The organism is [Micrococcus luteus] ATCC 49442 (assembly GCF_010367585.1).
GTDB classification, from domain to species: domain Bacteria; phylum Actinomycetota; class Actinomycetes; order Actinomycetales; family Micrococcaceae; genus Arthrobacter; species Arthrobacter luteus_A.
Map to the genome: position 1 here is coordinate 3,714,088 of NZ_JAAAXP010000001.1, position 19,502 is coordinate 3,733,589.

Annotated in this window: 25 protein-coding genes; 11 read left to right on the forward strand and 14 right to left on the reverse strand. The window is 65.2% G+C overall.

Annotated elements, in window-relative coordinates; genetic code table 11:
• Positions 1-144: 144 nt before the first annotated feature.
• Positions 145-471, forward strand: a complete 327-nt coding sequence (locus GUV69_RS16930; protein ID WP_223883796.1) for a hypothetical protein — start codon at positions 145-147, stop codon at positions 469-471.
• Positions 472-685: 214 nt separating this feature from the next.
• On the opposite strand, the gene GUV69_RS16935 is transcribed toward GUV69_RS16930, so the two are convergent.
• Together GUV69_RS16935 and bcp are read right to left on the reverse strand one after the other, a co-directional pair.
• Positions 686-1,258: a GNAT family N-acetyltransferase gene (locus GUV69_RS16935; protein WP_164204541.1), complete on the reverse strand. Its 573-nt coding sequence runs from the start codon at positions 1,256-1,258 to the stop codon at positions 686-688.
• A gap of 38 nt (positions 1,259-1,296) precedes the next feature.
• Positions 1,297-1,776, reverse strand: coding sequence for a thioredoxin-dependent thiol peroxidase (gene bcp / locus GUV69_RS16940; RefSeq protein WP_164204544.1), 480 nt, complete (start codon positions 1,774-1,776; stop codon positions 1,297-1,299).
• Positions 1,777-2,031: 255 nt separating this feature from the next.
• Here bcp and GUV69_RS16945 point away from each other — a divergent pair, with 255 nt between their 5' ends.
• Entirely contained in the window at positions 2,032-2,430 is a 399-nt protein-coding gene (locus tag GUV69_RS16945; protein ID WP_164204546.1) for a cupin domain-containing protein, read from the forward strand.
• Positions 2,431-2,487: 57 nt separating this feature from the next.
• On the opposite strand, the gene GUV69_RS16950 is transcribed toward GUV69_RS16945, so the two are convergent.
• A complete protein-coding gene (locus GUV69_RS16950) occupies positions 2,488-3,084 on the reverse strand; it encodes a dTMP kinase (RefSeq protein ID WP_164204548.1) in 597 nt (198 codons plus the stop codon).
• A 172-nt stretch (positions 3,085-3,256) separates the two neighbouring features.
• Positions 3,257-3,595 carry a hypothetical protein gene (locus GUV69_RS16955; protein WP_164204550.1) on the reverse strand — a complete coding sequence of 113 codons (339 nt, stop codon included), beginning with the start codon at positions 3,593-3,595 and terminating at the stop codon, positions 3,257-3,259.
• A 212-nt stretch (positions 3,596-3,807) separates the two neighbouring features.
• Between GUV69_RS16955 and GUV69_RS16960 the strand changes: the two genes are divergently transcribed.
• Positions 3,808-4,770: an SMP-30/gluconolactonase/LRE family protein gene (locus GUV69_RS16960; RefSeq protein WP_167525099.1), complete on the forward strand. Its 963-nt coding sequence runs from the start codon at positions 3,808-3,810 to the stop codon at positions 4,768-4,770.
• Positions 4,771-4,789: 19 nt separating this feature from the next.
• Here GUV69_RS16960 and GUV69_RS16965 read toward each other — a convergent pair whose 3' ends face one another.
• Positions 4,790-5,449: an SRPBCC family protein gene (locus GUV69_RS16965; RefSeq protein ID WP_164204552.1), complete on the reverse strand. Its 660-nt coding sequence runs from the start codon at positions 5,447-5,449 to the stop codon at positions 4,790-4,792.
• Between the two features lie 104 nt (positions 5,450-5,553).
• Positions 5,554-5,688 (reverse strand): hypothetical protein, encoded by a 135-nt coding sequence (locus GUV69_RS23450; RefSeq protein WP_255527066.1) that lies wholly within the window; start codon positions 5,686-5,688, stop codon positions 5,554-5,556.
• 194 nt (positions 5,689-5,882) lie between these two features.
• On the opposite strand from GUV69_RS23450, the gene GUV69_RS16970 reads away from it, so the two are divergent.
• Positions 5,883-6,494, forward strand: a complete 612-nt coding sequence (locus GUV69_RS16970) for an NADPH-dependent FMN reductase (RefSeq protein WP_164204554.1) — start codon at positions 5,883-5,885, stop codon at positions 6,492-6,494.
• A gap of 24 nt (positions 6,495-6,518) precedes the next feature.
• Here GUV69_RS16970 and GUV69_RS16975 read toward each other — a convergent pair whose 3' ends face one another.
• The gene (locus tag GUV69_RS16975) at positions 6,519-6,992 is read right to left on the reverse strand and encodes a sensor histidine kinase (protein WP_164204556.1); all 474 of its coding nucleotides are present in this window, start codon (positions 6,990-6,992) and stop codon (positions 6,519-6,521) included.
• Positions 6,993-7,181: 189 nt separating this feature from the next.
• On the opposite strand from GUV69_RS16975, the gene GUV69_RS16980 reads away from it, so the two are divergent.
• Together GUV69_RS16980 and GUV69_RS16985 are read left to right on the forward strand one after the other, a co-directional pair.
• Positions 7,182-7,361, forward strand: coding sequence for a hypothetical protein (locus GUV69_RS16980; RefSeq protein ID WP_164204558.1), 180 nt, complete (start codon positions 7,182-7,184; stop codon positions 7,359-7,361).
• A 128-nt stretch (positions 7,362-7,489) separates the two neighbouring features.
• The gene (locus GUV69_RS16985) at positions 7,490-8,254 is read left to right on the forward strand and encodes a hypothetical protein (protein WP_164204560.1); all 765 of its coding nucleotides are present in this window, start codon (positions 7,490-7,492) and stop codon (positions 8,252-8,254) included.
• Positions 8,255-8,278: 24 nt separating this feature from the next.
• Here the strand turns inward: GUV69_RS16985 and GUV69_RS16990 are convergent, their stop codons facing one another.
• From GUV69_RS16990 to GUV69_RS17020, 7 genes are all read right to left on the reverse strand, one after another.
• A complete protein-coding gene (locus GUV69_RS16990; RefSeq protein ID WP_164204562.1) occupies positions 8,279-9,136 on the reverse strand; it encodes a 3-hydroxyacyl-CoA dehydrogenase family protein in 858 nt (285 codons plus the stop codon).
• A complete protein-coding gene (locus tag GUV69_RS16995) occupies positions 9,133-9,921 on the reverse strand; it encodes an enoyl-CoA hydratase/isomerase family protein (RefSeq protein WP_164204564.1) in 789 nt (262 codons plus the stop codon). Before GUV69_RS16995 ends, GUV69_RS16990 begins: the two co-directional genes overlap by 4 nt.
• Positions 9,921-11,132, reverse strand: coding sequence for a thiolase family protein (locus GUV69_RS17000; RefSeq protein WP_164204566.1), 1,212 nt, complete (start codon positions 11,130-11,132; stop codon positions 9,921-9,923). Before GUV69_RS17000 ends, GUV69_RS16995 begins: the two co-directional genes overlap by 1 nt.
• Positions 11,133-11,230: 98 nt before the next feature.
• Positions 11,231-11,851: a TetR/AcrR family transcriptional regulator gene (locus tag GUV69_RS17005; RefSeq protein ID WP_164204568.1), complete on the reverse strand. Its 621-nt coding sequence runs from the start codon at positions 11,849-11,851 to the stop codon at positions 11,231-11,233.
• A 50-nt stretch (positions 11,852-11,901) separates the two neighbouring features.
• Positions 11,902-13,266, reverse strand: coding sequence for a phenylacetate--CoA ligase PaaK (gene paaK, locus GUV69_RS17010; protein WP_164204571.1), 1,365 nt, complete (start codon positions 13,264-13,266; stop codon positions 11,902-11,904).
• A 6-nt stretch (positions 13,267-13,272) separates the two neighbouring features.
• Positions 13,273-13,755 (reverse strand): hotdog fold thioesterase, encoded by a 483-nt coding sequence (locus GUV69_RS17015; RefSeq protein WP_164204573.1) that lies wholly within the window; start codon positions 13,753-13,755, stop codon positions 13,273-13,275.
• Positions 13,756-13,851: 96 nt separating this feature from the next.
• Positions 13,852-14,298, reverse strand: a complete 447-nt coding sequence (locus GUV69_RS17020; RefSeq protein WP_164204575.1) for a PaaI family thioesterase — start codon at positions 14,296-14,298, stop codon at positions 13,852-13,854.
• Between the two features lie 141 nt (positions 14,299-14,439).
• Here GUV69_RS17020 and paaZ point away from each other — a divergent pair, with 141 nt between their 5' ends.
• The 5 genes from paaZ to paaD all read left to right on the forward strand — a co-directional run bounded on the left by paaZ (position 14,440) and on the right by paaD (position 19,496).
• Positions 14,440-16,551, forward strand: a complete 2,112-nt coding sequence (gene paaZ, locus GUV69_RS17025; protein WP_164204577.1) for a phenylacetic acid degradation bifunctional protein PaaZ — start codon at positions 14,440-14,442, stop codon at positions 16,549-16,551.
• Between the two features lie 107 nt (positions 16,552-16,658).
• Positions 16,659-17,684, forward strand: coding sequence for a 1,2-phenylacetyl-CoA epoxidase subunit PaaA (paaA, locus tag GUV69_RS17030; protein ID WP_164204580.1), 1,026 nt, complete (start codon positions 16,659-16,661; stop codon positions 17,682-17,684).
• Positions 17,681-18,064, forward strand: a complete 384-nt coding sequence (gene paaB, locus GUV69_RS17035; protein ID WP_164204582.1) for a 1,2-phenylacetyl-CoA epoxidase subunit PaaB — start codon at positions 17,681-17,683, stop codon at positions 18,062-18,064. The genes paaA and paaB overlap by 4 nt, the downstream gene beginning before the upstream one ends.
• A complete protein-coding gene (gene paaC / locus GUV69_RS17040) occupies positions 18,061-18,975 on the forward strand; it encodes a 1,2-phenylacetyl-CoA epoxidase subunit PaaC (protein WP_164204584.1) in 915 nt (304 codons plus the stop codon). Before paaB ends, paaC begins: the two co-directional genes overlap by 4 nt.
• Entirely contained in the window at positions 18,972-19,496 is a 525-nt protein-coding gene (gene paaD / locus GUV69_RS17045; RefSeq protein WP_370590702.1) for a 1,2-phenylacetyl-CoA epoxidase subunit PaaD, read from the forward strand. The genes paaC and paaD overlap by 4 nt, the downstream gene beginning before the upstream one ends.
• The last annotated feature ends 6 nt before the right edge of the window (positions 19,497-19,502 follow it).

Sequence of the window (19,502 nt, forward strand, 5' to 3'; positions counted from 1 at the left end):
ATTGGCCGTGCGGCGGCCGCTTCCGGCTACAAGCACCGTTTTTGGAGTGACAGGTCTTGTGGGAATACTTGCGCTGGCTTGATGGGACCTTGAGCGTCGCTGGCCACACTCGAAGGAGGAGCTTCAAGGAAGGGCTTTGAAGGCATGAGCGGCTTGCCGGAGGACGGTGCAGGAGTTATGGAAGAGACTGAATTCAATAACGGACTGCGGGGCAGGGTGGCTCAGTCGTGGCGGCTCTTGAAGCAGGGCCGACGCCCCCGCCGGACGGTCCATTACCTGAGCCATTCCTGGAAGCTCCGCTCTCTTTCCCGCTCGCTGGCTGAGGCGCTGGGGGAATCGTGGGAAGCCTCCAGCTGGCCCGGCGACCGGCTGGCGGTGGGCGTTGAACTCTCCGAAAAAGTCGAAAGGCTCACCCGCCTGCTCAACCGTGAAACCGAGGTTCACGGCCGCCTGGCAGGGCTCCTGAAATAGCCGTTCCCTCCTGACCCGATCCATGCCAGACTTACCACCATCGAGTGGCTGGGGTTACCGGGTCAGGAGATCACCGTGCATTGGTACACAGGTTGGGCTTACCTCTTAGCTGGGCTGATGACAATGGACGCGCTGCTCCTGGCCTTGTGGGCGATCGACTCGGACTGGCCCAACAACTGGCGGAAGAAACCCTGAGCCACACCCCGGGTGCCGGTCAGCGCAGGTCAAGGCGCATCAGCACCCGCGGGAAGCCGTTGAGCACTGACCCGGTGTCAGCGGCCTTGACGAACCCTGCGTCCTCAAAGAGCTTGCGCGTTCCCACGTAGGCCATGGTCAGATCCACTTTGGCGCCCTGGTTATCCACCGGGTAGCCCTCGATGGCCGGTGCCCCGTAGCTGCGGGCCAGTTCCACGGCACCTTTGAGCAGATGGCGGGAGATGCCTTTGCCGCGGTGGCCGGGACGGACCCTGATGCACCAGACGCACCACACGTCCAGGTCGTCCACATGCGGAATCCTGCGGTTGCGGGCGAAGCTGGTGTCAGCGCGCGGATGGACAGCTGCCCACCCGACCACGTCGCCGTCGTCGTACGCCAACACCCCTGGCGGGGGATCCTGCTTCACCAGTTCCTGCACGAGGTCACCACGGGCGGTCCCGCGCAGTTCCACGTTCTGCTTGGACGGGATGCGGTAGCTCAGGCACCAGCACACGGTGGCGTCGGGCCGCTTGGGCCCAACGATGGTCCGGACGTCTTCAAAAATGGTGCCCGGGCGAATTTCGATCGCCATCCCTGACTCCGATCCGCGGCCGCTTGTAACCGGCCTTGCTAGATGCCGAGCGTCTCCCGAAGGGCGGCGACGTGGCCCTGTGCCTTGACCTGGTACTGGGCCAGGACAACGTTTCCGTCGCGGTCCACCACCACGGTGGAGCGTACGAGTCCTTCGGTGATCTCGCCGTTGACCAGCTTTTCGCCCCAGGCCCCGTACGCGAGGGCCACGCTGTGGTCCTCATCGGACAGGAGCGGGAAGGTCAGGCCGAAGTCGCCGGTGAACGCGGCCAGCTGCTCGGGGGCGTCGGGGGAGATGCCCAGCACTTCATAGCCGGAGCCCTGGAGGGATGCGAGGCTGTCCCGGAAATCGCAGGCCTCGGTGGTGCAGCCCGGTGTTGCCGCGGCCGGGTAGAAGTACACAATGACGTTCCTGCCGCGGTAGTCGGACAGGGAAGTTGCCTTGCCGGCGGCGTCCTGGAGGGTGAATTCCGGGGCCTGGGTACCTGGCTGAAGCTTGACTGTCAGTTGGGGGCTCATGGCGTTCCTTCGGGAGACTCTTGCGGTTTAGGGCAAAACCAGTGAAGCGGGCTTTGCGCTCTTGGAACAACTCGGGCGTCATGTGAAGTATTCCGCTTGCACAGTCTTTTCCATTGACTTCGGCGGCGGCATGGATACGGTTAAAGATACTCAGAAATGGTCTCTGCAGTACGCTCGTCGCCCGCCCTTAGCCACACCTGACCGTGTGGTCCCTGCCCTCATACGCCCGCGAATCATTTCCTAGGCTGTGTCCTAATGACCGCAAATTTTATCAGAGCCCTGGCCGTTAAGTCCCTGGACGTCCCGGACAAAAAGAGATGCCCTGATAAGGCCGAGTTCGATCTCGTCACCGTCGACGATTACTCCGTGGTCCGCTTGATCCTCGCCCCCGGCTGGCGGTGGTCCGAGTCCGCCAAGCCTACGGAACTGACGGATTTCTGCGAGCACAACCATCTGGGCTACTGTGTCTCCGGCTCGCTGGAGATTCAAACGTCCGACGGCGTGAGGTCCACTATCCGCGCCCATGACACCTATGCGCTGCCTCCCGGGCACGATGAGTGGGTGGTGGGCTCCGAGCCGTTCGTCGCCATCGAGTTCCTCGGGGCGGCGTCCTTCGGCCGGCCGCGGAGCAGGGGCCTGCACGCGCTGATCTAAGCGGGCTCAGATCCGGTGACCCGGCTCAGATCTCGTGACCCTGAGATCCAAGCGGGCTCAGGCAGACGCGGGATCCGCCGCGCGCAGAATCATCTCGCGCATGATGTTCTTCAGCGCAGCCAGCACCTCTGCCGGCGGACGGCCGCCGTCGACCTCCAGGAAGGCCCCGTACTCGGGCATGGAGCGGTAGGCGTCCCGGAAGGCTGAAAGGTCGGCCAGAGTCTCGGCGTCAGTGCCGCGCGCCATGATGCGCCGGTGGGCCAGTGCGGGCTCGATCTCCAGGTGCACCACCGCGTCCGGTGCCGGCAGCCGGGACAACAGCCAGGGGAGCAGGCGGCCGCGAGGCAGGCCTTTCGCAGTGCGCAGGGCGAGCTGGCAGTACAGGTGCCGGTCCATCACCACCAGGCCGTCGAAGCGGCTGGCCTTCGCGTGGGAAACCAGGACGTTAATGACGCGGAGGGTGGTTTCCACGGCCTCGCCCAGCCGGAGCGGCCAGCGGATCCCAAGCCGTTCGCCCAGCACGGACATGCTGCGCCGGCCGGCATGGTTGTTGAGCAGCAGCGCCTTTTTGCCCTCTGCGCGGGCCGCGGAGACCAAGGCGTGGGCGGCCCTGGATTTGCCCGAGCCGTCGATTCCGGTCAGAACAATGAGCACGTGGCCTCCTCCCGCCGATTGTTGAACCGACTGTTAAACGGCGGAGCGGGCGCGATCGTCCCGCGGTGAGGCACATTTCACAGGATCAGTGGCGCGGTAAGGGGCTTGCTGCAAACCAAAACCGCACGTATGGCGGCCAGCTTGCCGCCATACGTACGGTTCCTCTGGGTGCTTACTGGCAGTAAGTGGACAGCGCCGTGCTGGCCGCCTGGTTGTTGGCCTGCATGTCTCCGAGCTTGCCCTCGTCCGGCGTCTCCTTGGAGGCTTCGTCGGCGTACTCGATGAAGGATCCGAGCGCAGGCTTGAGATCGTCCGACGCCACTGCTTCAATGGGCCGGATCTGGTTGGCGAGGCGCACCAGGCCCGTCTTGCCGGCGTTGTTCGCGGGGTCCGAGAGGACAACCTGCACGCGCTCGCAGGTTTGGGCGTTGGAAAGTTTGGTGGGCACGGTGCATGCCGATGCGGTCAGCACAAGGCCGGCGGCAATCAGGGCGGTGGCGAGTTTCTTCATGGGTCCCTCAGTAGGCGGTTGAGGATTCGATTGTAAGCAGAATGCGCGGCACGGCGCCTTTCCCGCGGCCCCGGCGGCCCGAGTATGACCGCGCCAGAGAGGGGGTTTTCGACTCTGGCGGGCCCTGGCGCGGGGTGCATAAACTGGCAGGACAACCGTGCGGGCCTGCCGCATGTTGGCCTGTGCGGATCAGCCGATTCAAGGAAAGCAAAATGGCCCGCACAATCCGGAATTCAGGAAGAGTACAACGCCGTACCGCCATTGTGTTCTTCGCACTTATGGGGCTGCTGGCTCCTGCCAGCCCGGCGTTAGCCACGCCGCCCGGGGACTCAGTCATTGTGCTCGAGGGAGCAACATCCGCTGAAGGGATAGCCGCCGGCCGGGGAACAACCTTCTACGCCGGTGACCTGATGCTCGGTGACATCTACCGCGGCGACCTCCGGGGCGGCCACGCGGAGCTCTACATTGACGTTTCCGATTTTGATGCAACGCCGCGGATGGCCGTCGGTATGAAGGCAGACATCCGGAATGACCTGCTGTTTGTGGCCGGCGGCTCCACCGGCAAAGCCTACGTCTACGACACCGAATCCGGTGAGCCGGTCAAGGACTTTATGCTGGCTTCCGGCTTCATCAACGATGTTGCCCTCACCCGGGACGGCGCCTGGTTCACCAATTCGGCCGCCGGGGAGCTCTACTTCATCCCCGTGGGCAGGCACGGCAGGCTGGGCGACATGCAGAAGCTGACGCTGAACGGCCCGGCTGCGGCGCTGCCCGGAGCCTTCAATATCAACGGCATAGCTGCTGCCCGGGACGGCGATGTGCTGATCGTTGCCCACTCCGGCTTCGGCAGGCTCTTCACCGTTGACCCGGAGACAGGCGGGAGTGCGGAGATTGCCGGAGTGGATGTGCCCAATGTTGACGGGATCGTGGTCCGCGGCAACCAGCTCTGGGCGGTGCAGAACTTCAAGAACCAGATCAGCCGCATCCGGCTGGCTGACGATCTGTCCTCCGGAGAGCTCAGGAAGGTGATCACCAACGGAAACTTCAAAGTTCCCACCACCGCTGCCCTCTTCAGCAACACACGGCACGGCAGCACGCTGGCCGCTGTGAACGCAAAATTCATGGACACAACGGCCGCGCAGTACGAGGTGGTGCTGGTACCGGCCTGGGATTAGCCGCGGCTAGCTGTCTGGATTAGCGGTCGAACAGGGTGCCACCCGGCGGCGGATAGTCGCCGCCGTCGGACATCCTGCGGGCCCGCCGCTCACCCCTGCTGTAGTACTCGCCCTCTGCCGATCCATCCGATTCGCCCTCAAGGTCCACCAGGCCGCCGGTCTGGTCGAACGGATGCGCGAACCGGTTGTACTCCTGCGGTGCATCGCCCGTCAGACTCTCAGCGGTACTGGAGGCAGGCTGACGCCATGCCCCCGAGGCGTGGCCCTGGTGTTCGATGAAGGTCTTGAATTTCCTGAGGTCGTGATCGGCCTGGCGGCCCACCACGTGGAGAAGTTCGCCTATTTTTTCAAGCATGCCCTCCGGCAGGTATTCCAGGGTGAGGGCCACCTCGGTCCTGTTCCCGCCGGCGTCGGTAAATTCCACGGCGCCGGAGTTGGTGGCACCTCCGGTGGAAGCCCACGCCACCCTCCGGTCCGGGACGTGTTCCAATATGGTTGCTTCCCACTCCCGGCGCACGCCGGCAATGCGTGCCACCCACTTCAGCCGGTTATCGCCGAGCCGGGTGACGCTTTCCACGCCGTCCATAAAATGCGGGAAATCTTCGAACTGCGTCCACTGCTGGTAGGCCGTGCTGACCGGCACGTCCACCACAATCCTCTTCTGCACTTTGCCGCTCATGGCGTCTCCTTCGACTGGAACGGGCTGCTGGCCACGATCAATATGGTCAGTATGCTTACGGTATCGCCGCCGCGGACCAGTTTCCAGAGGGTTACAGTGCAGCGCTAATCGTCGTCCGGATCGGCGCCTTCGGCGGGTTCCTGCGAGTGCATGCGGATGTCCGTGGGGTCCGCTGCCTCGTCCCCTTCGGCCGGGGCTTCGCTGTGGATCCGCTGCGGTGCTGCTGGTTTGTCCTTCATCGCTGATGCTCCCTTTGGTGTGTTGTGGCTAGCGGGATATCCCTCATTCAGCCCCTCCCGCACCGGGGTGTCAATAACCCCGGCACAGCTATGGCTGCGGCAGGGGTTATGTGCTGGACTGAGGGGGCACTGTGCCGCTTCACCGGCCAAAACTTACCGGCCAGCCGGCCCGCCGGCTGTGGGAAGGAACTCGCATGGCAACGTACAGGATCGGATATTTCGTGGGCAGCCTGGCTTCAGGCTCCATCAACCGCACACTCTCGCAGGCGCTGATCAAGCTCGCCCCGGATGAGCTGGAATTCACTGAGATCCCCATCAAGGACCTGCCGCTCTACAGCTACGATTACGACGCCGATTTTCCGCCGGCGGGACGTGCCCTCAAGGAAGCCATCGAGGCTTCGGACGGCATCCTGTTTGTGTCCCCCGAATACAACCGCTCCATTCCGGGAGCACTCAAGAACGCCATCGACTGGGCATCGCGGCCCTGGGGCACCAACTCTTTCGCCCGCAAGCCGACCGGCATCATCGGGGCCTCGCCGGGCAGCATCGGCACGGCGGTGATGCAGTCCTCCATGCGCAGTGTTTTGAGCTTCCTGGACGCGCCGCAGCTCAATGCCCCCGAGGTCTACATCCAGTTCAAGCCCGAGGTTTTCGGGGCAGACGGCGAAATCCAGGATGAATCGACGGCCAAGTTCCTCCGGCACTACATGGAGGAATACAGCGCGTTCGTCCAGCGCGTGCTGGCGGCCAATGCGCCGGGCCACATCGGCGATCCGGAACCGGACCCTGACAAGCTTTCACGGTAAGCCACCCGTCCCAAACCCACAGGCTCAGTCCAAGGGGAGGGTCACCGTGACGGTGGTGCCCTTCCCTGGCGTGGAACAGACCTCGACGGTGCCGCCGGCCTCGTGCACGGCAACGGACATGAGCCGCAGCCCGTACCCGTGGTGCCGCCCGCTGAAGGCCAGATGGCTGTCAAAGCCCGTTCCGTCGTCGGACACCACCAGGCGCACGCCGTGACCCAGGGCGGCAAGCTGGACGGTAAGTTCGGAGGCCTCTGAGTACTTGAAAGCGTTGCTCAGCGCTTCGCGGGCCGACTGGTACAGGAGGGACGCGCAGTCAGCCGGGATCTCGATGCCCCAGTGCGGAGTATCCCAGCGGACTGCCGTCCCTTGTTGGCGGAGAGGGCCTGTCAGCCGGTCAATACAACCGGCCAGCCCCAAGCTGTAGAAGTCGAGCGGATGGTGATCAGTGATCACTCCTCCCACCGCAACTACCTCGTCGAGAGCTGATTCGTTCCCCATTGAACTGCCTTCCCCGCCGTCTTTCTGTTAATAAGTCCAGAGTGAACCGCAAACTGCATGGGTTGCGAAGGGTTCGCTCAAGATCGCATCAAATTTTTGGGAATCCGGTCACGCAGGGAACTTTTCCGTCAAGTGTTCATTCTTGTTGGCCCGCTTGGTAGCGTGATTCCCCCACATCTAGGAGGAGACATGAGCATCAACTCACCTGAATCCCTGCCTGACGACGAGCCGAAGGATGCCGCTGCTGACGGAGCGGAAAAGCGCGACGGCGGGATCCCCACCGGGAGCGACGGCGTGGGCCTGGGCGCCACCCATGAGCCCAACACGTTCGAGCCGGAGGAGGACCCGGAGGCTGCTGACGAAGGCTGAAAGCCCGGCGGCACAGCCCATTTGTTACACCTTGCAACAGTTCGGTGCCAATGCACGCGTCCGCGGATCTTTTCGCGCCGGGCGCCCGGACAATTTAAGGACCAAAGTCAGGCCCAAAGGAGGGTGTGATGCGTAGTCCCGCCGCACCACGCGCGGCATTTCCCACGGTTCTTCTGTCTGCGTTGCTGCTCACCGGCTGCGGTCCGGAAGCGGGACCGCCGGCGCCGGTCACACCAACGGCAACAGCAGCCACGTCCGCGGCCGCCACGCCAACGGCAACGGCAACCCCGGCGCCCACAGCCGACGGAACACCCACAGCTACCGCAACCGCGCAGGCGTCGGCGGCGTGGACAAGTTTCACCACGGCGGACGGTGCGCTGACCTTCGACCTCCCCGCGACGTGGAGCGTCAGGGATCCTGCCGGGGAACTGCCGCTGGGCGGGGGCGCCTTCGCGGAGGTCACCAACCAGGCAGGCAAGACGCTGGCCACGCTCCGGACGAACATGGCCACGGGGTCTACGTGCATGGAGCGCTATCCGTATTCGGTGCTGGAATCACAGGAGCTGCCGGCGCTGACGCACAACGGCACGACGCCCCGGTTTATCTTCGAGACCCGCGGGAATGACGACGTGCCGGGTCCGGACGACACCCCGGCAGCGGCCTACGGCATCCAGACCAGTCAGTTGCCCGCCGGAGACTCAGCCTGCGCCATGTTCCATTTCTTCACCTGGCCGCCCACCGCTGCAATGTTCGGGGCGTTCTTCCACCCGTACAACAACGTGATACCGGGTGCCGAGTCCCTGCCATATATGGAGCAGGTCAAGTTGTACCTCGGGACCGCGGAGTACCAGGACATCAAGCGGATGATCACGTCGCTTCGGCCCGCGACGTAGGTGCTCAGCATGGCGGAGGCGAGGTTAGGACCAGTCGAAGAAGCCCTTGCCTGACTTCCGGCCGAGCTCGCCGCGGGCCACCTTGTCCTTGAGGATCTGCGGCGGGGCGAAGCGGTCCCCGAGCGTGGACTGCAGGTATTCGGCAATGCCGAGCCGGACATCCAGACCCACGATGTCAGTGGTCCGCAGCGGGCCGGTGGGGTGCTTGTAGCCAAGGACCATGGCGTTGTCGATGTCCTCAGCCGAGGCGACGCCTTCCTCCACCATGCGCATCGCTTCCAGGGCGATGGCCACGCCCAGGCGCGAAGAGGCAAAGCCGGGGGCGTCATTAACGACGACGGCGGTCTTGCCGAGTGCCTCCACCCACTTTTTCGCTGCGGCGGCTGCGTCCGGGGAGGTTTGTTCGCCAAGTACCACTTCGATGAGGGTGGACGCGGGGACGGGATTGAAGAAGTGCAGGCCCAGGAAGTTCTGCGGCCGCTTCAGCTCACGGGCCAACCCGTTGACGGACAGGGACGACGTGTTGGAGGCCAGGAAGGCGTCCTCGGCCAGCCGCGCTTCGATGCCCCGGAGCGCGGTGACCTTCAGGTCCCAGTCTTCGGGGACAGCCTCCACAACCAGCTGGCGGTCCTTGAAGTCGTCGTAATCCACCGTGACCGCGAGCCGGGACACCATCTCATCCAGGTTGGCATCGGTGGCGCCGCGTTCGATGCTCTTGGCGGCGGCGGATTCCACGCGTTCGCGGGCGGCTTCGGCGGACTCTTCATCACGCTCCACCACCAGCACGTTGGCCCCGTTGAGCAGGAAGGCGTGGGCGATTCCCGCACCCATGCGGCCACCGCCGAGGACGCCGACGGTGGAGGGGAGGTTCGGGTTTTTCATGGCTTCTTCTTCTCTGTCTTGTCCGTTTTCTTCTTGTCCAGGAACGCCTGCATGCGGTCGAACTTGGCCTGGGATTCAAACAGGATTCCCTGCGCCAGCTGATCAATCAGGGGATGCGCCTCGGCCGGGGCATGGAACACCGACTTGGTGATCCGTACGGCCAGCGGGTCCTGGCGGCCGATCCGGTCCGCGAGGTTGTGGGCGGCGTCCATCAGCTCAGGGGCCTCGTGGATTTCGGTGATGAGGTTTGCGGCCAGCGCGTCCTCTGCCCGGAGCACCAGACCGGCGAGCAGGATCTGCTTGGCCAGCGGTTCGCCCACCAGTTCCTTCAGTCGCCAGCTTGCACCTGCGGCGGCAAGGATGCCCAGCCCGGTCTCGGGGTTGCCGATCCGCACGCTGGGCGTGCCGATCCGGAAGTCCGCAGCGTAGGCAAGTTCGGCGCCGCCGCCCAGGCAGTAGCCGTCCAAGGCTGCGATGACCGGCATGGGCAGCTTGGCGATCCGGACGAAGATGGTTGAATTGATGCCTTGCAGCGCGTCATCCCGGCGGCGCTCACGGAGCTGGGCGATGTCCGCCCCGGAGGCAAACACACCATCCACGCCCGCGATGATCAGGACCTTGGGATTCTGCTCCAGCGCAGCACAGACCAGGTGCAGTTCATCGACCATCTGCTGGTCAATGGCGTTCCGGACCTCCGGGCGGTTGAGGAGAACCACCACCCGGTCCTCCCGTTCTTCCACCAGGAGGGTGCTGAACTGTCCGGACGCGAGATCCGCGGCCGCCACTAGACGCGCTCCAGCAGCATGGCCGTGCCCTGGCCCACGCCGATGCACATGGTGGCGAGGCCGATCTTCGCGTCCTCGCGCTCCATCCTGCCCAGCAGGGTGATGGCGATCCGCGATCCGCTGGAACCAAGCGGGTGCCCCAAACTGATGGCGCCGCCGTCGTTATTCACAATCTCCGGATCCAGGCCCAGCCGGCGCATGCACGCGAGGGACTGCGTGGCGAACGCTTCGTTGAGTTCGACGGCGCCCAGGTCGCCGACGCTGAGCCCGCTCCGCTTGAGGATCTTCTGCGTGGCGGGGACGGGCCCGATGCCCATGATTTCCGGTTCGCAGCCGGCCGAGGCGCCGTCGATGATGCGGGCGCGGGGAGTCAGGCCCAGCCGTTCGATGGCAGCTTCGGACGCGATGATGATTGCGGAGGCGCCGTCGTTCAGGGTGGAGGAGTTGCCGGCGGTGACCACTGAGCCGCCCGGGATGACGGGGCGCAGGCCGGCGAGCACGTCCATGGTGGTGCCGGCCCGGGGGCCCTCATCGGTGTCCACCACGGTTTCGGCCTTGCGGGTCCTGACCGTCACCGGAACGATTTCGTCCGTGAACCGGCCCCCGGCGATGGCGGCGAGGGACCGCTCATGGGACCGGACCGCGAAGGCGTCGGCGTCCTCGCGGGAGATGCTGTCCACGCGGGCCAGTTCTTCCGCGGTTTCGGGCATGGAGTAGGTCATCTTGCCGTCGCGCGCCAGGTCACCCTTTTGGAACTTCGGGTTGGCGAACCGCCAGCCGATGGAGGTATCAAAGATCTGGCCGGGCTTGGCAAAGGCGGTGACGGGCTTTTCCTGGACCCACGGCGCGCGGCTCATGGATTCCACGCCGCCGGCGATCACAACGTCCGCAGCGCCGGACTTGATCATGTGGCTTGCCTGGATGATGGCGCTCAGACCGGACGCGCAGAGCCGGTTGACCGTGATCCCGGGGATGTGGAGGGGGAGTCCCGCCAGCAGGGTGGCCATCCGGGCCACGTTGCGGTTTTCCTCGCCGGCGCCGTTGGCGTTGCCGAGGATAACCTCCTCGATGCTGTCCGGATCCAGCCCGGCGCGGGAGACGGCCTCACGGACCACCAGCGCGGCCAGGTCATCCGGGCGGACAGAGGACAGCGCGCCGCCGTAACGGCCAACCGGCGTCCGGACGCCGCCAACAAGAAAAGCCTCAACCATAAGAACAGATCCTTTACACCGCAACCGGGGCCGGACTCGAATTAGTTACCGACCGTTCGTTCTATAAAGATTGCATGCCCAGCCGTGGAGGTCAACTGTTAGTGCGGTGCGTGAAGCCCGTCGAAAGCGATGGTGATGACGTCGTCGGCCAGTTTTTCGGGGGAGAGCGATCCGCCGGGTTTGTACCATTCCACGATCGAGTTGATGGTGCCGAACAGCAGGCGGGTCACGGTGCGCGGATCGATGTCCTGGCGCAGTGATCCTTCGTCGCGGGCAGCAGAGATGAGCGCCGCCACCTCGTGATCGAAGGTGCGGCGGCGTTCGAGGGCGTCACGCTCAATTTCGGTGTTGCCGCGCAGGCGCAGGAGGAGCGTGACGAACGGCAGGCGCTCCACAAGCACGGCCACGGTCTGCCGCAGCACGAACTCGAGCCGGGAATCGGCCGGGCCGGAGGTGGCCTCGGGCTGTTCCAGGATGGCTTCGAGGCCGCCCAGGGCGTGATCCAGCGCCAGCTTGAGGAGGTCGCCCTTGGAGGGCACGTGGTGGTAGATGGCCGACTTGGAGATGCCCAGGTTCTCGGCCAGGATGCCCATGGACGTGGCGTCATAGCCGTGCCGGTTGAACACGTCGACGGCGATGAGCAGCACAGACTGCTGGTCGTAGCCGGGGCGGCCGCGCTTGGTGGCGGTGGTACTGGCGGTTTCGGTGGTGCTGGGCATGGTGCCTAGTTTCTCACGAACGGTCGGTCAGGCTGCGCCGCCTGAACCTTTTACTGCTGTGGCCGCATGTCGTAGATCCGGCGCAGCTTGCCGTTGGACCGCTCAAGGGAGCCGGGCTCCACAACGTCCACCCGGCACGAAGAACCCACGTGGATCTTGATCTGCTCCTGCAGGGTGCGCGCCGCCGTCGTGCTTTGTTCAAACGAGACGGTCTCACGGCGTTCGATCTTGACGGTCATCTGGTCCATCCGCTGGCCCTCCGGACGGGTGAGTTCGAGCTGGAAGTGCGGGCTCAACTCCGGGATGCGGAGCGCGATCTCCTCGATCTGGGACGGGAAGACGTTCACGCCGCGGAGGATGATCATGTCGTCACTGCGCCCGGTGATGCGGCCCATCCGGCGGTGCCCGGGGCGGGCGGTGCCCGGGAGCAGGCGGGTGAGGTCCTTGGTGCGGTACCGGATGATCGGCAGCGCTTCCTTGGTCAGGGACGTGAACACCAGTTCGCCGTGTTCGCCGTCGCGCAGCACATTCTCTTTGCCCACCTCGGGGTTGAAGGCGTCGATGATCTCAGGGCGGAAGTGGTCCTCCCAGATGTGGCTGCCGTCCTGGGTTTCCACGGCCTCGCCGGCGACGCCCGGGCCCATCACTTCTGACAGGCCATAGATGTCGCAGGCCTTGATGTTCATTGTGACCTCGAGCTCGTGCCGCATCTCCTCGGTCCACGGCTCGGCACCCAGGACGGCGTACTTCAGGGAGGTCGACGTCGGGTCGATGCCCATGTGCGCCATCGCATCGGCGATGGTGAGCAGGTACGTGGGGGTGGCCAGGATGGCGTCCGGCTTGAAGTCCTGGATGAGCTGGATCTGGCGTTCGGTCTGGCCGCCGGAAATGGGGATGACGGTGCAGCCGAGTGCTTCGGCGCCGGCGTGGGCGCCCAGGCCGCCGGTGAACAGACCGTAGCCGTAGGCGTTGTGGACCTTCATGCCGGGGCGGACGCCGGAGGCGCGCAGCGAACGGGCAACCAGCTTTGCCCAGTCGGCCAGGTCCTTTTTGGTGTACCCGACGACGGTGGGCCGGCCGGTGGTGCCGGAGCTGGCGTGCACGCGGGCTACTTCTGCCTGCGGGACGGCGAACATGCCGAACGGGTATTCCTCGCGCAGGTCATCCTTGGTGGTGAAGGGGAAGTTGCCCAGGTCGCTGAGTTCGCGCAGGTCATTGGGGTGGATGCCGGCGTCGTCGAATTTGCGCTTGTACAGCGGGACGCGGTCATAGGCGTAGGCCACGGTGTGCTGCAGGCGGCCCAGCTGGAGGGCCTCGAGCTCGTTGCGGGACATGGTTTCCTCAGGGTCCAGCACGGCATCGGTGCCGGCTTCGGTGGACTGGGAGGTGGGCGTTTCGGGGACGTGGAGGCTCATGGTTTCCTACTTCTTGGGGATGGTGCGGCTGCGGCCGCGGAACTCGGCGATGAGTTCACCCGGCTGGCCGGCGCCAAGCGGGGAATCGGGCGAAGAGCCGGTTTGCACGGGATCTGCGGCGAAAATTTGGATGTCATACAGTCCACTGCGTCCTGCGCTGGAGCGGCGGTCAGCCACCGCCGTGACCACTTGGCCGCGGTAGGCAGGTTTGAGGAAGTTGATGTCCACGCCGGCAGCCACGGTGATGCTGTCCGTGTCACCGGGTCCCGGGTGCACAGGGTTGCAGGCGAGGGCAAATGCGGTATCGGCGAATGCGAAGATCATTCCGCCGTGGGCCATGCCGAACCCGTTGAGCATTTCCTGCCGAAGGGTCATGCGGATGGTGGCATGGCCATCGCTGACGGCGAGGACTTTGATGCCCATCCATTCGGAGGCGTAGTCGTTTTCCAGGATCGGATGGGTGACCCCGGAGAGGGCTGCTTCAGTCATGCGTCATTGCCTCCAGCTTTATTTACCGAATGTTCATTAGGTAATCCCACATGGGGTGCCGGTGTCAAGAGTGGGGCGGCCTGCAGGCTTTCTGGCCTAGTGCTTCCGCTTCATCAGCAGGTTGGTGATGCGGAGGGTGCAGAGCCGCTGGCCTGCCTCGTTGGTGATCAGGACTTCGTGGGTGGTCAGCGTCCCGCCGAGATGGATGGGGGTGGCGGTGATGGTGATCAGTCCCTCGCGGGCTGAGCGGTGGTGGGTGGCGGACACGTCTACGCCCACCGCGGTTTTCCCCAACGTGCTGGCGTGGATCACCGCGGCCCAGGAACCCACGGCCTCACCGACGGCCAGGGAGGCCCCGCCGTGCAGCAGTCCGAATGACTGCCTGTTCCCCTCCACGGGCATGGTGGCCACAACGCGCTGCATCGATTCCTCGATGATCTTCACGCCCATCTTCTCGTCGAGCTCGCCCAGGGTGATCTTCCAGGGGGTGTGTTCGTTCAGTTCGGGGGCTGCGTCTGAGCTCTTCTGGGATGGGGTGTTCATGGACTCTCCTTGGTAGGCGGCGGCGATCGAACTTCCAGTGTGCAGCACAGCGCATTCATGTACTGTAGGTATATTACCGAACGGCCGGTCAGTAATGATCTGGTGTACCGTTTGTCCCCGTTTTGGAAGGACCTGTCAACGATGACCACCACCGCAACGGCTGAAGCCGCAGTCAATACCGTCGAGACCGTCCCCAGCTTCGTGCAGGATTCCTGGTGGACGCCTGATGCCGGTTCGGCAGCTTCCGCCGTCCCTGTCCGCGATGCGAGCACCGGGGAAGTCCTGGCCAAGGTAAGCGCCGACGGCCTGGACCTGGCCGCCGTCGTGGAGTACGGCCGCACCACCGGCCAGGCGGAGCTGGGCAAGCTGACCTTTCACCAGCGCGCGCTCAAGCTCAAGGAGCTGGCGCAGTACCTGAACGCCCGCCGCGAGCACTTCTACACCTTCTCCGCCCAGACCGGCGCCACCAAGGTCGACTCGATGATCGACATCGACGGCGGCATCGGCGTGCTGTTCACCTTCGGCTCCAAGGGCCGGCGCGAACTCCCCAACTCCCAGGTGGTGGTGGACGGCCCCATGGAGGTGCTGTCCAAGGACGGCTCGTTCGCAGGCGAACACATCTACACCCGCATCCCGGGCGTCGCCGTCCAGATCAACGCATTCAACTTCCCGGTCTGGGGCATGCTGGAGAAGCTCGCCCCCGCCTTTATCGCCGGGGTGCCCACCATCGTCAAGCCCGCCACCCCCACCGGGTACGTGGCCGCGGCCGTGGTGAAGGCGATCATCGAATCCAACATCCTGCCCGCGGGCTCGCTGCAGCTGATCTCCGGCTCTGTACGCGGCCTGCTGGACGTCCTGGACTACCGCGACCTGGTGGCGTTCACCGGTTCCGCCTCCACCGCCCTGACCCTGAAGTCGCACCGCAACGTGGTGGAAGGCGGCGTCCGGTTCACCTCGGAAACGGACTCCCTCAATGCCGCGATCCTGGGCACGGACGCGGTGGAGGGTACGCCGGAATTTGATGCCTTTATCAAGTCCGTGGTCACGGAGATGACAGTTAAGGCGGGGCAGAAGTGCACGTCCATCCGGCGCGCCATCGTTCCGGAGGGGCTGGTTCCGGCGGTGATTGCCGCCGTCGGTAAGCGCATCCAGGAGCGTGTTGTCCTCGGTGACCCGCGCGCCGAGGGTGTCACCATGGGTGCCCTGGCGTCCGTCGAGCAGCTCGCCGATGTGCGTGCGGCGGTGCAGTCCATGATCGACGCCGGCGGTGAGCTTGCGTACGGAACGCTGGATTCGCCGTCGGTCACCGCTGCGGACGGAACCACCGGCGTGGTGGCGGAGGGCGCCTTTATGTCACCCGTTGTCCTGGGCTGGAATGACCCGGAAGCGGAGGCGATCCACTCGCTGGAGGCGTTCGGTCCCGTCGCGTCGGTGATCGGCTATAAGGACCTTCCCGACGCCGTCCGCCTCGCCGCCCGGGGTGGCGGCTCCCTGGTTGCCACCGTCTGCACCAATGATCCGGCCGTCGCACGGGAACTGGTCACCGGGATCGCAGCCCACCACGGCCGTGTCCTGATGCTCAACCGCGAGGATGCCCGCAGCTCCACAGGCCACGGCTCCCCGGTCCCGCACCTGGTCCACGGCGGCCCCGGCCGGGCCGGCGGCGGCGAGGAACTGGGCGGCATCCGCTCGGTCATGCACCACATGCAGCGCACCGCCATCCAGGGCTCACCCAACATGCTCACCGCAGTCACCGGGGTGTGGCATACCGGTGCTGACCGGAACTTCACGGCGGACACCGAGGGCACGCACCCGTTCCGGAAGTCGCTGTCGACCCTCCACATCGGCGACGCCATCCGCTCGGAGCTGCGCGAGGTGACCTTGGAGGAAATCACCAAGTTCGCCAACTCCACCGGGGACACGTTCTACGCCCACACCAACCAGGAAGCGGCCGAAGCCAACCCATTCTTCCCGGGCATCGTGGCGCACGGCTACCTGCTCCTGGCCTGGGGCGCGGGGCTGTTCGTGGAGCCGGCGCCGGGTCCGGTCCTTGCCAACTACGGGCTTGAGAACCTTCGCTTCATCACGCCCGTGGCCGCCGGCGATTCCATCCGCGTCACCCTGACGGCCAAGAAAATCACCCCGCGCGAAACAGACGAGTACGGCGAAGTTGCCTGGGACGCGGTACTGACCAACCAGAAGGACGAGATCGTGGCCACCTACGACGTCCTCACGCTCGTGGAAAAGGGCTGAACAAAAAAGCCCGCGTCACTTGCCCGCATCACCATCGGCCCATATACTGAACGAACGGTCGGTAAATAATTGAGCGCCTTTCGAAGGCCTTTGCTAGAGGAGCAACCATGGCAGTGCAGAATCTGCAGTCAGTGACCGCTGAACTGTCCCCGGAAGAACTGGATGCGGCTGCCCGGCGTGACGCCGAGGGCCAGGCAAACTTTGACCGCGTAATCGCCGACGATTCGCGGATCGAGCCGAAGGACTGGATGCCGGCGGCCTACCGCAAGACCCTGCTGCGCCAGATCTCCCAGCACGCGCACTCGGAGATCATCGGGATGCAGCCGGAAGCCAACTGGATTTCCCGCGCACCCAGCCTTAAGCGCAAGGCCATCCTGATGGCCAAGGTCCAGGACGAGGCAGGCCACGGCCTGTACCTCTACTCAGCCGCCGAGACGCTGGGCCAGTCCCGCGACGAGATGATGGACGCGCTGATAGCCGGCAAGGCCCGCTACTCGTCCATCTTCAACTACCCGGCGCGCACCTGGGCGGACATGGGTGCCATCGGCTGGATGGTGGACGGCGCCGCGATCTGCAACCAGGTGCCGCTCTGCCGGGCGTCCTATGGTCCATACGGCCGCGCCATGGTCCGGGTCTGCAAGGAAGAGTCCTTCCACCAGCGCCAGGGTTTCGAGATCCTGCTCGAACTCGCCAACGGCACCCCCGAGCAGAAGCAGATGGCGCAGGAGGCCGTCAACCGCTGGTACGCCCCGGCCCTGATGATGTTCGGCCCGCCGGACGACGATTCGCCCAACTCCAAGCAGTCCATGGCCTGGAACATCAAGCGCTTCAGCAACGATGAACTCCGTCACCGCTTCGTGGGCATGATGGCCGAGCAGGTCAAGGTCCTGGGTCTCACCCTCCCCGATGACCAGGTCCGCTTCAACGAGGAAACCAAGAAGTGGGAGCACGGGCCGCTGGACTGGGACGAGTTCCACGAGGTCCTCGCCGGCCGGGGACCCTGCAACTCCCAGCGGCTTGAGCGCCGCCGGGAGGCGCACGACGACGGCGCCTGGGTCCGCGAGGCAGCCGCCGCATATGCGGCAAAACAGCAGGCAAAGCAGTCAATGGAGACGAAGGAATACGCAGCATGAGCCCCCACGGCAACCCGGAAGTCCCGGCCAGCTCGGCCACCGAAATCAACCGCAGTGCGGAAAAAGTCAGCCCGGCGCCTGTCGAGGCGCAGGCCCCTACGCGTGCGTGGGGCCTATGGGAGGTCTTCGTCCGGTCCAGCCGCGGCCTGAGCCACGTGCACGCCGGTTCCTTGCACGCGCCGGACGCCGCCATGGCCCTGCGCAATGCCCGTGACCTCTACACCCGCCGTAACGAGGGCGTCTCCATCTGGGTGGTCCCGGCCGACGCCATCGCAGCCAGCGATCCTGATTCCAAGGGTTCCTTCTTCGAGTCGCCCCAGGGCAAGGACTACCGGCACGCCACGTACTACACCAAGAGCGAAGGGGTGAAGCACCTGTGAGCACCCCCGCAACGAACACCGAAGCAGCCGAGACGCACGGCCACGGTGACATCTCCACCGGTGTAGCCGGCGGCGACAGTAACGCCTCCGCCACCCGCATCACCCCCGGCAACGCCCTCCGCCCCGAGGACATCGCCCTGGAGGTCCGCACCGGCCTGGCCAAACCCACCGAAGACGCGGCCGAGTTCGCGCTGCGCCTGGGGGACGACGCCCTGATCCTGTCCCAGCGCCTGGGCCACTGGATTTCCCGCGCACCGGAGCTGGAGGAGGATATTGCCCTGGGAAACATCGCCCTGGACCAGCTGGGCCACGCCCGCAGCTTCCTGAGCTACGCCGGCGGCGCCTGGGACAAGACCGAGGACGAGCTCGCGTACTTCCGCAGCGAAACCGAGTTCCGGTCCATTCAGATCTTCGAGCAGCCCAACGGCGACTTCGCGGCCACCATCGCCCGCCAGTTCGTGGTGAGCTACTACCAGTACGAGCTGTACCGCAGGCTCACCCAGTCCACCGACGCCACGCTGGCCGCCATCTCAGCCAAGGCCGTGAAGGAAGTGGACTACCACCGGGACCACAGCGCCCAGTGGATCCTCCGCCTTGCCGGCGGCACGGACGAATCCCGCCGCCGGATAATCCACGGCCTGAAAATGCTGTGGCCGTACGTGGAGGAACTCTTCCGCGACGACGAACTGACCGGCCGCCTCGCCGCGGCGGGCGCCGCCGTCGAGCCTTCCAGCCTGCGCCCCGAGTTTGACCGCCTGACCGGTGAGATCCTCGCCGAAGCCGGACTGGACGTTCCGGACGTTCCGGCCGCCCCCGGCGGCGGGAGGAGCGGCAAGCACTCGGAGCACCTGGGCTACATCCTCGCGGAGATGCAGGTGCTGGCCCGGGAGCATCCCGGGGCAAGCTGGTGACCGCCGTGGCTACACGTACAGACCGGCAGGTCGACCAACGGCAGAAAGCCTGGGACATTGCCGCCACGGTCTGCGATCCGGAAATCCCCGTCCTCACCATCGCGGACCTGGGCATCCTGCGGGACGTCCAGGTCACGCAGGATGCAGTGCGGGTCACCATTACACCCACCTACTCGGGCTGCCCCGCGATGGATGCCATCCGCGACGACCTGAAGGCCGCTTTCGCCAAGGAAGGCTACGCCAGCGTGGACGTGGACCTGGTCCTTGCCCCGGCGTGGACCACCGACTGGATGACCGATGCCGGGAAGGCCAAGCTGCAGGAGTACGGGATCGCCCCGCCGTCGGGGATGTCCAATGCCGCCCGGCACGCAGGACCCATCCGCCTGACAATGGCCGTCAAATGCCCGCAGTGCTCGTCGCTGAACACCAAGGAACTCACCCGCTTCGGTTCCACCTCCTGCAAAGCGCTCTACGTGTGCCAGGACTGCAAGGAACCGTTCGACTACTTCAAAGTCCTGTAAGGAAAC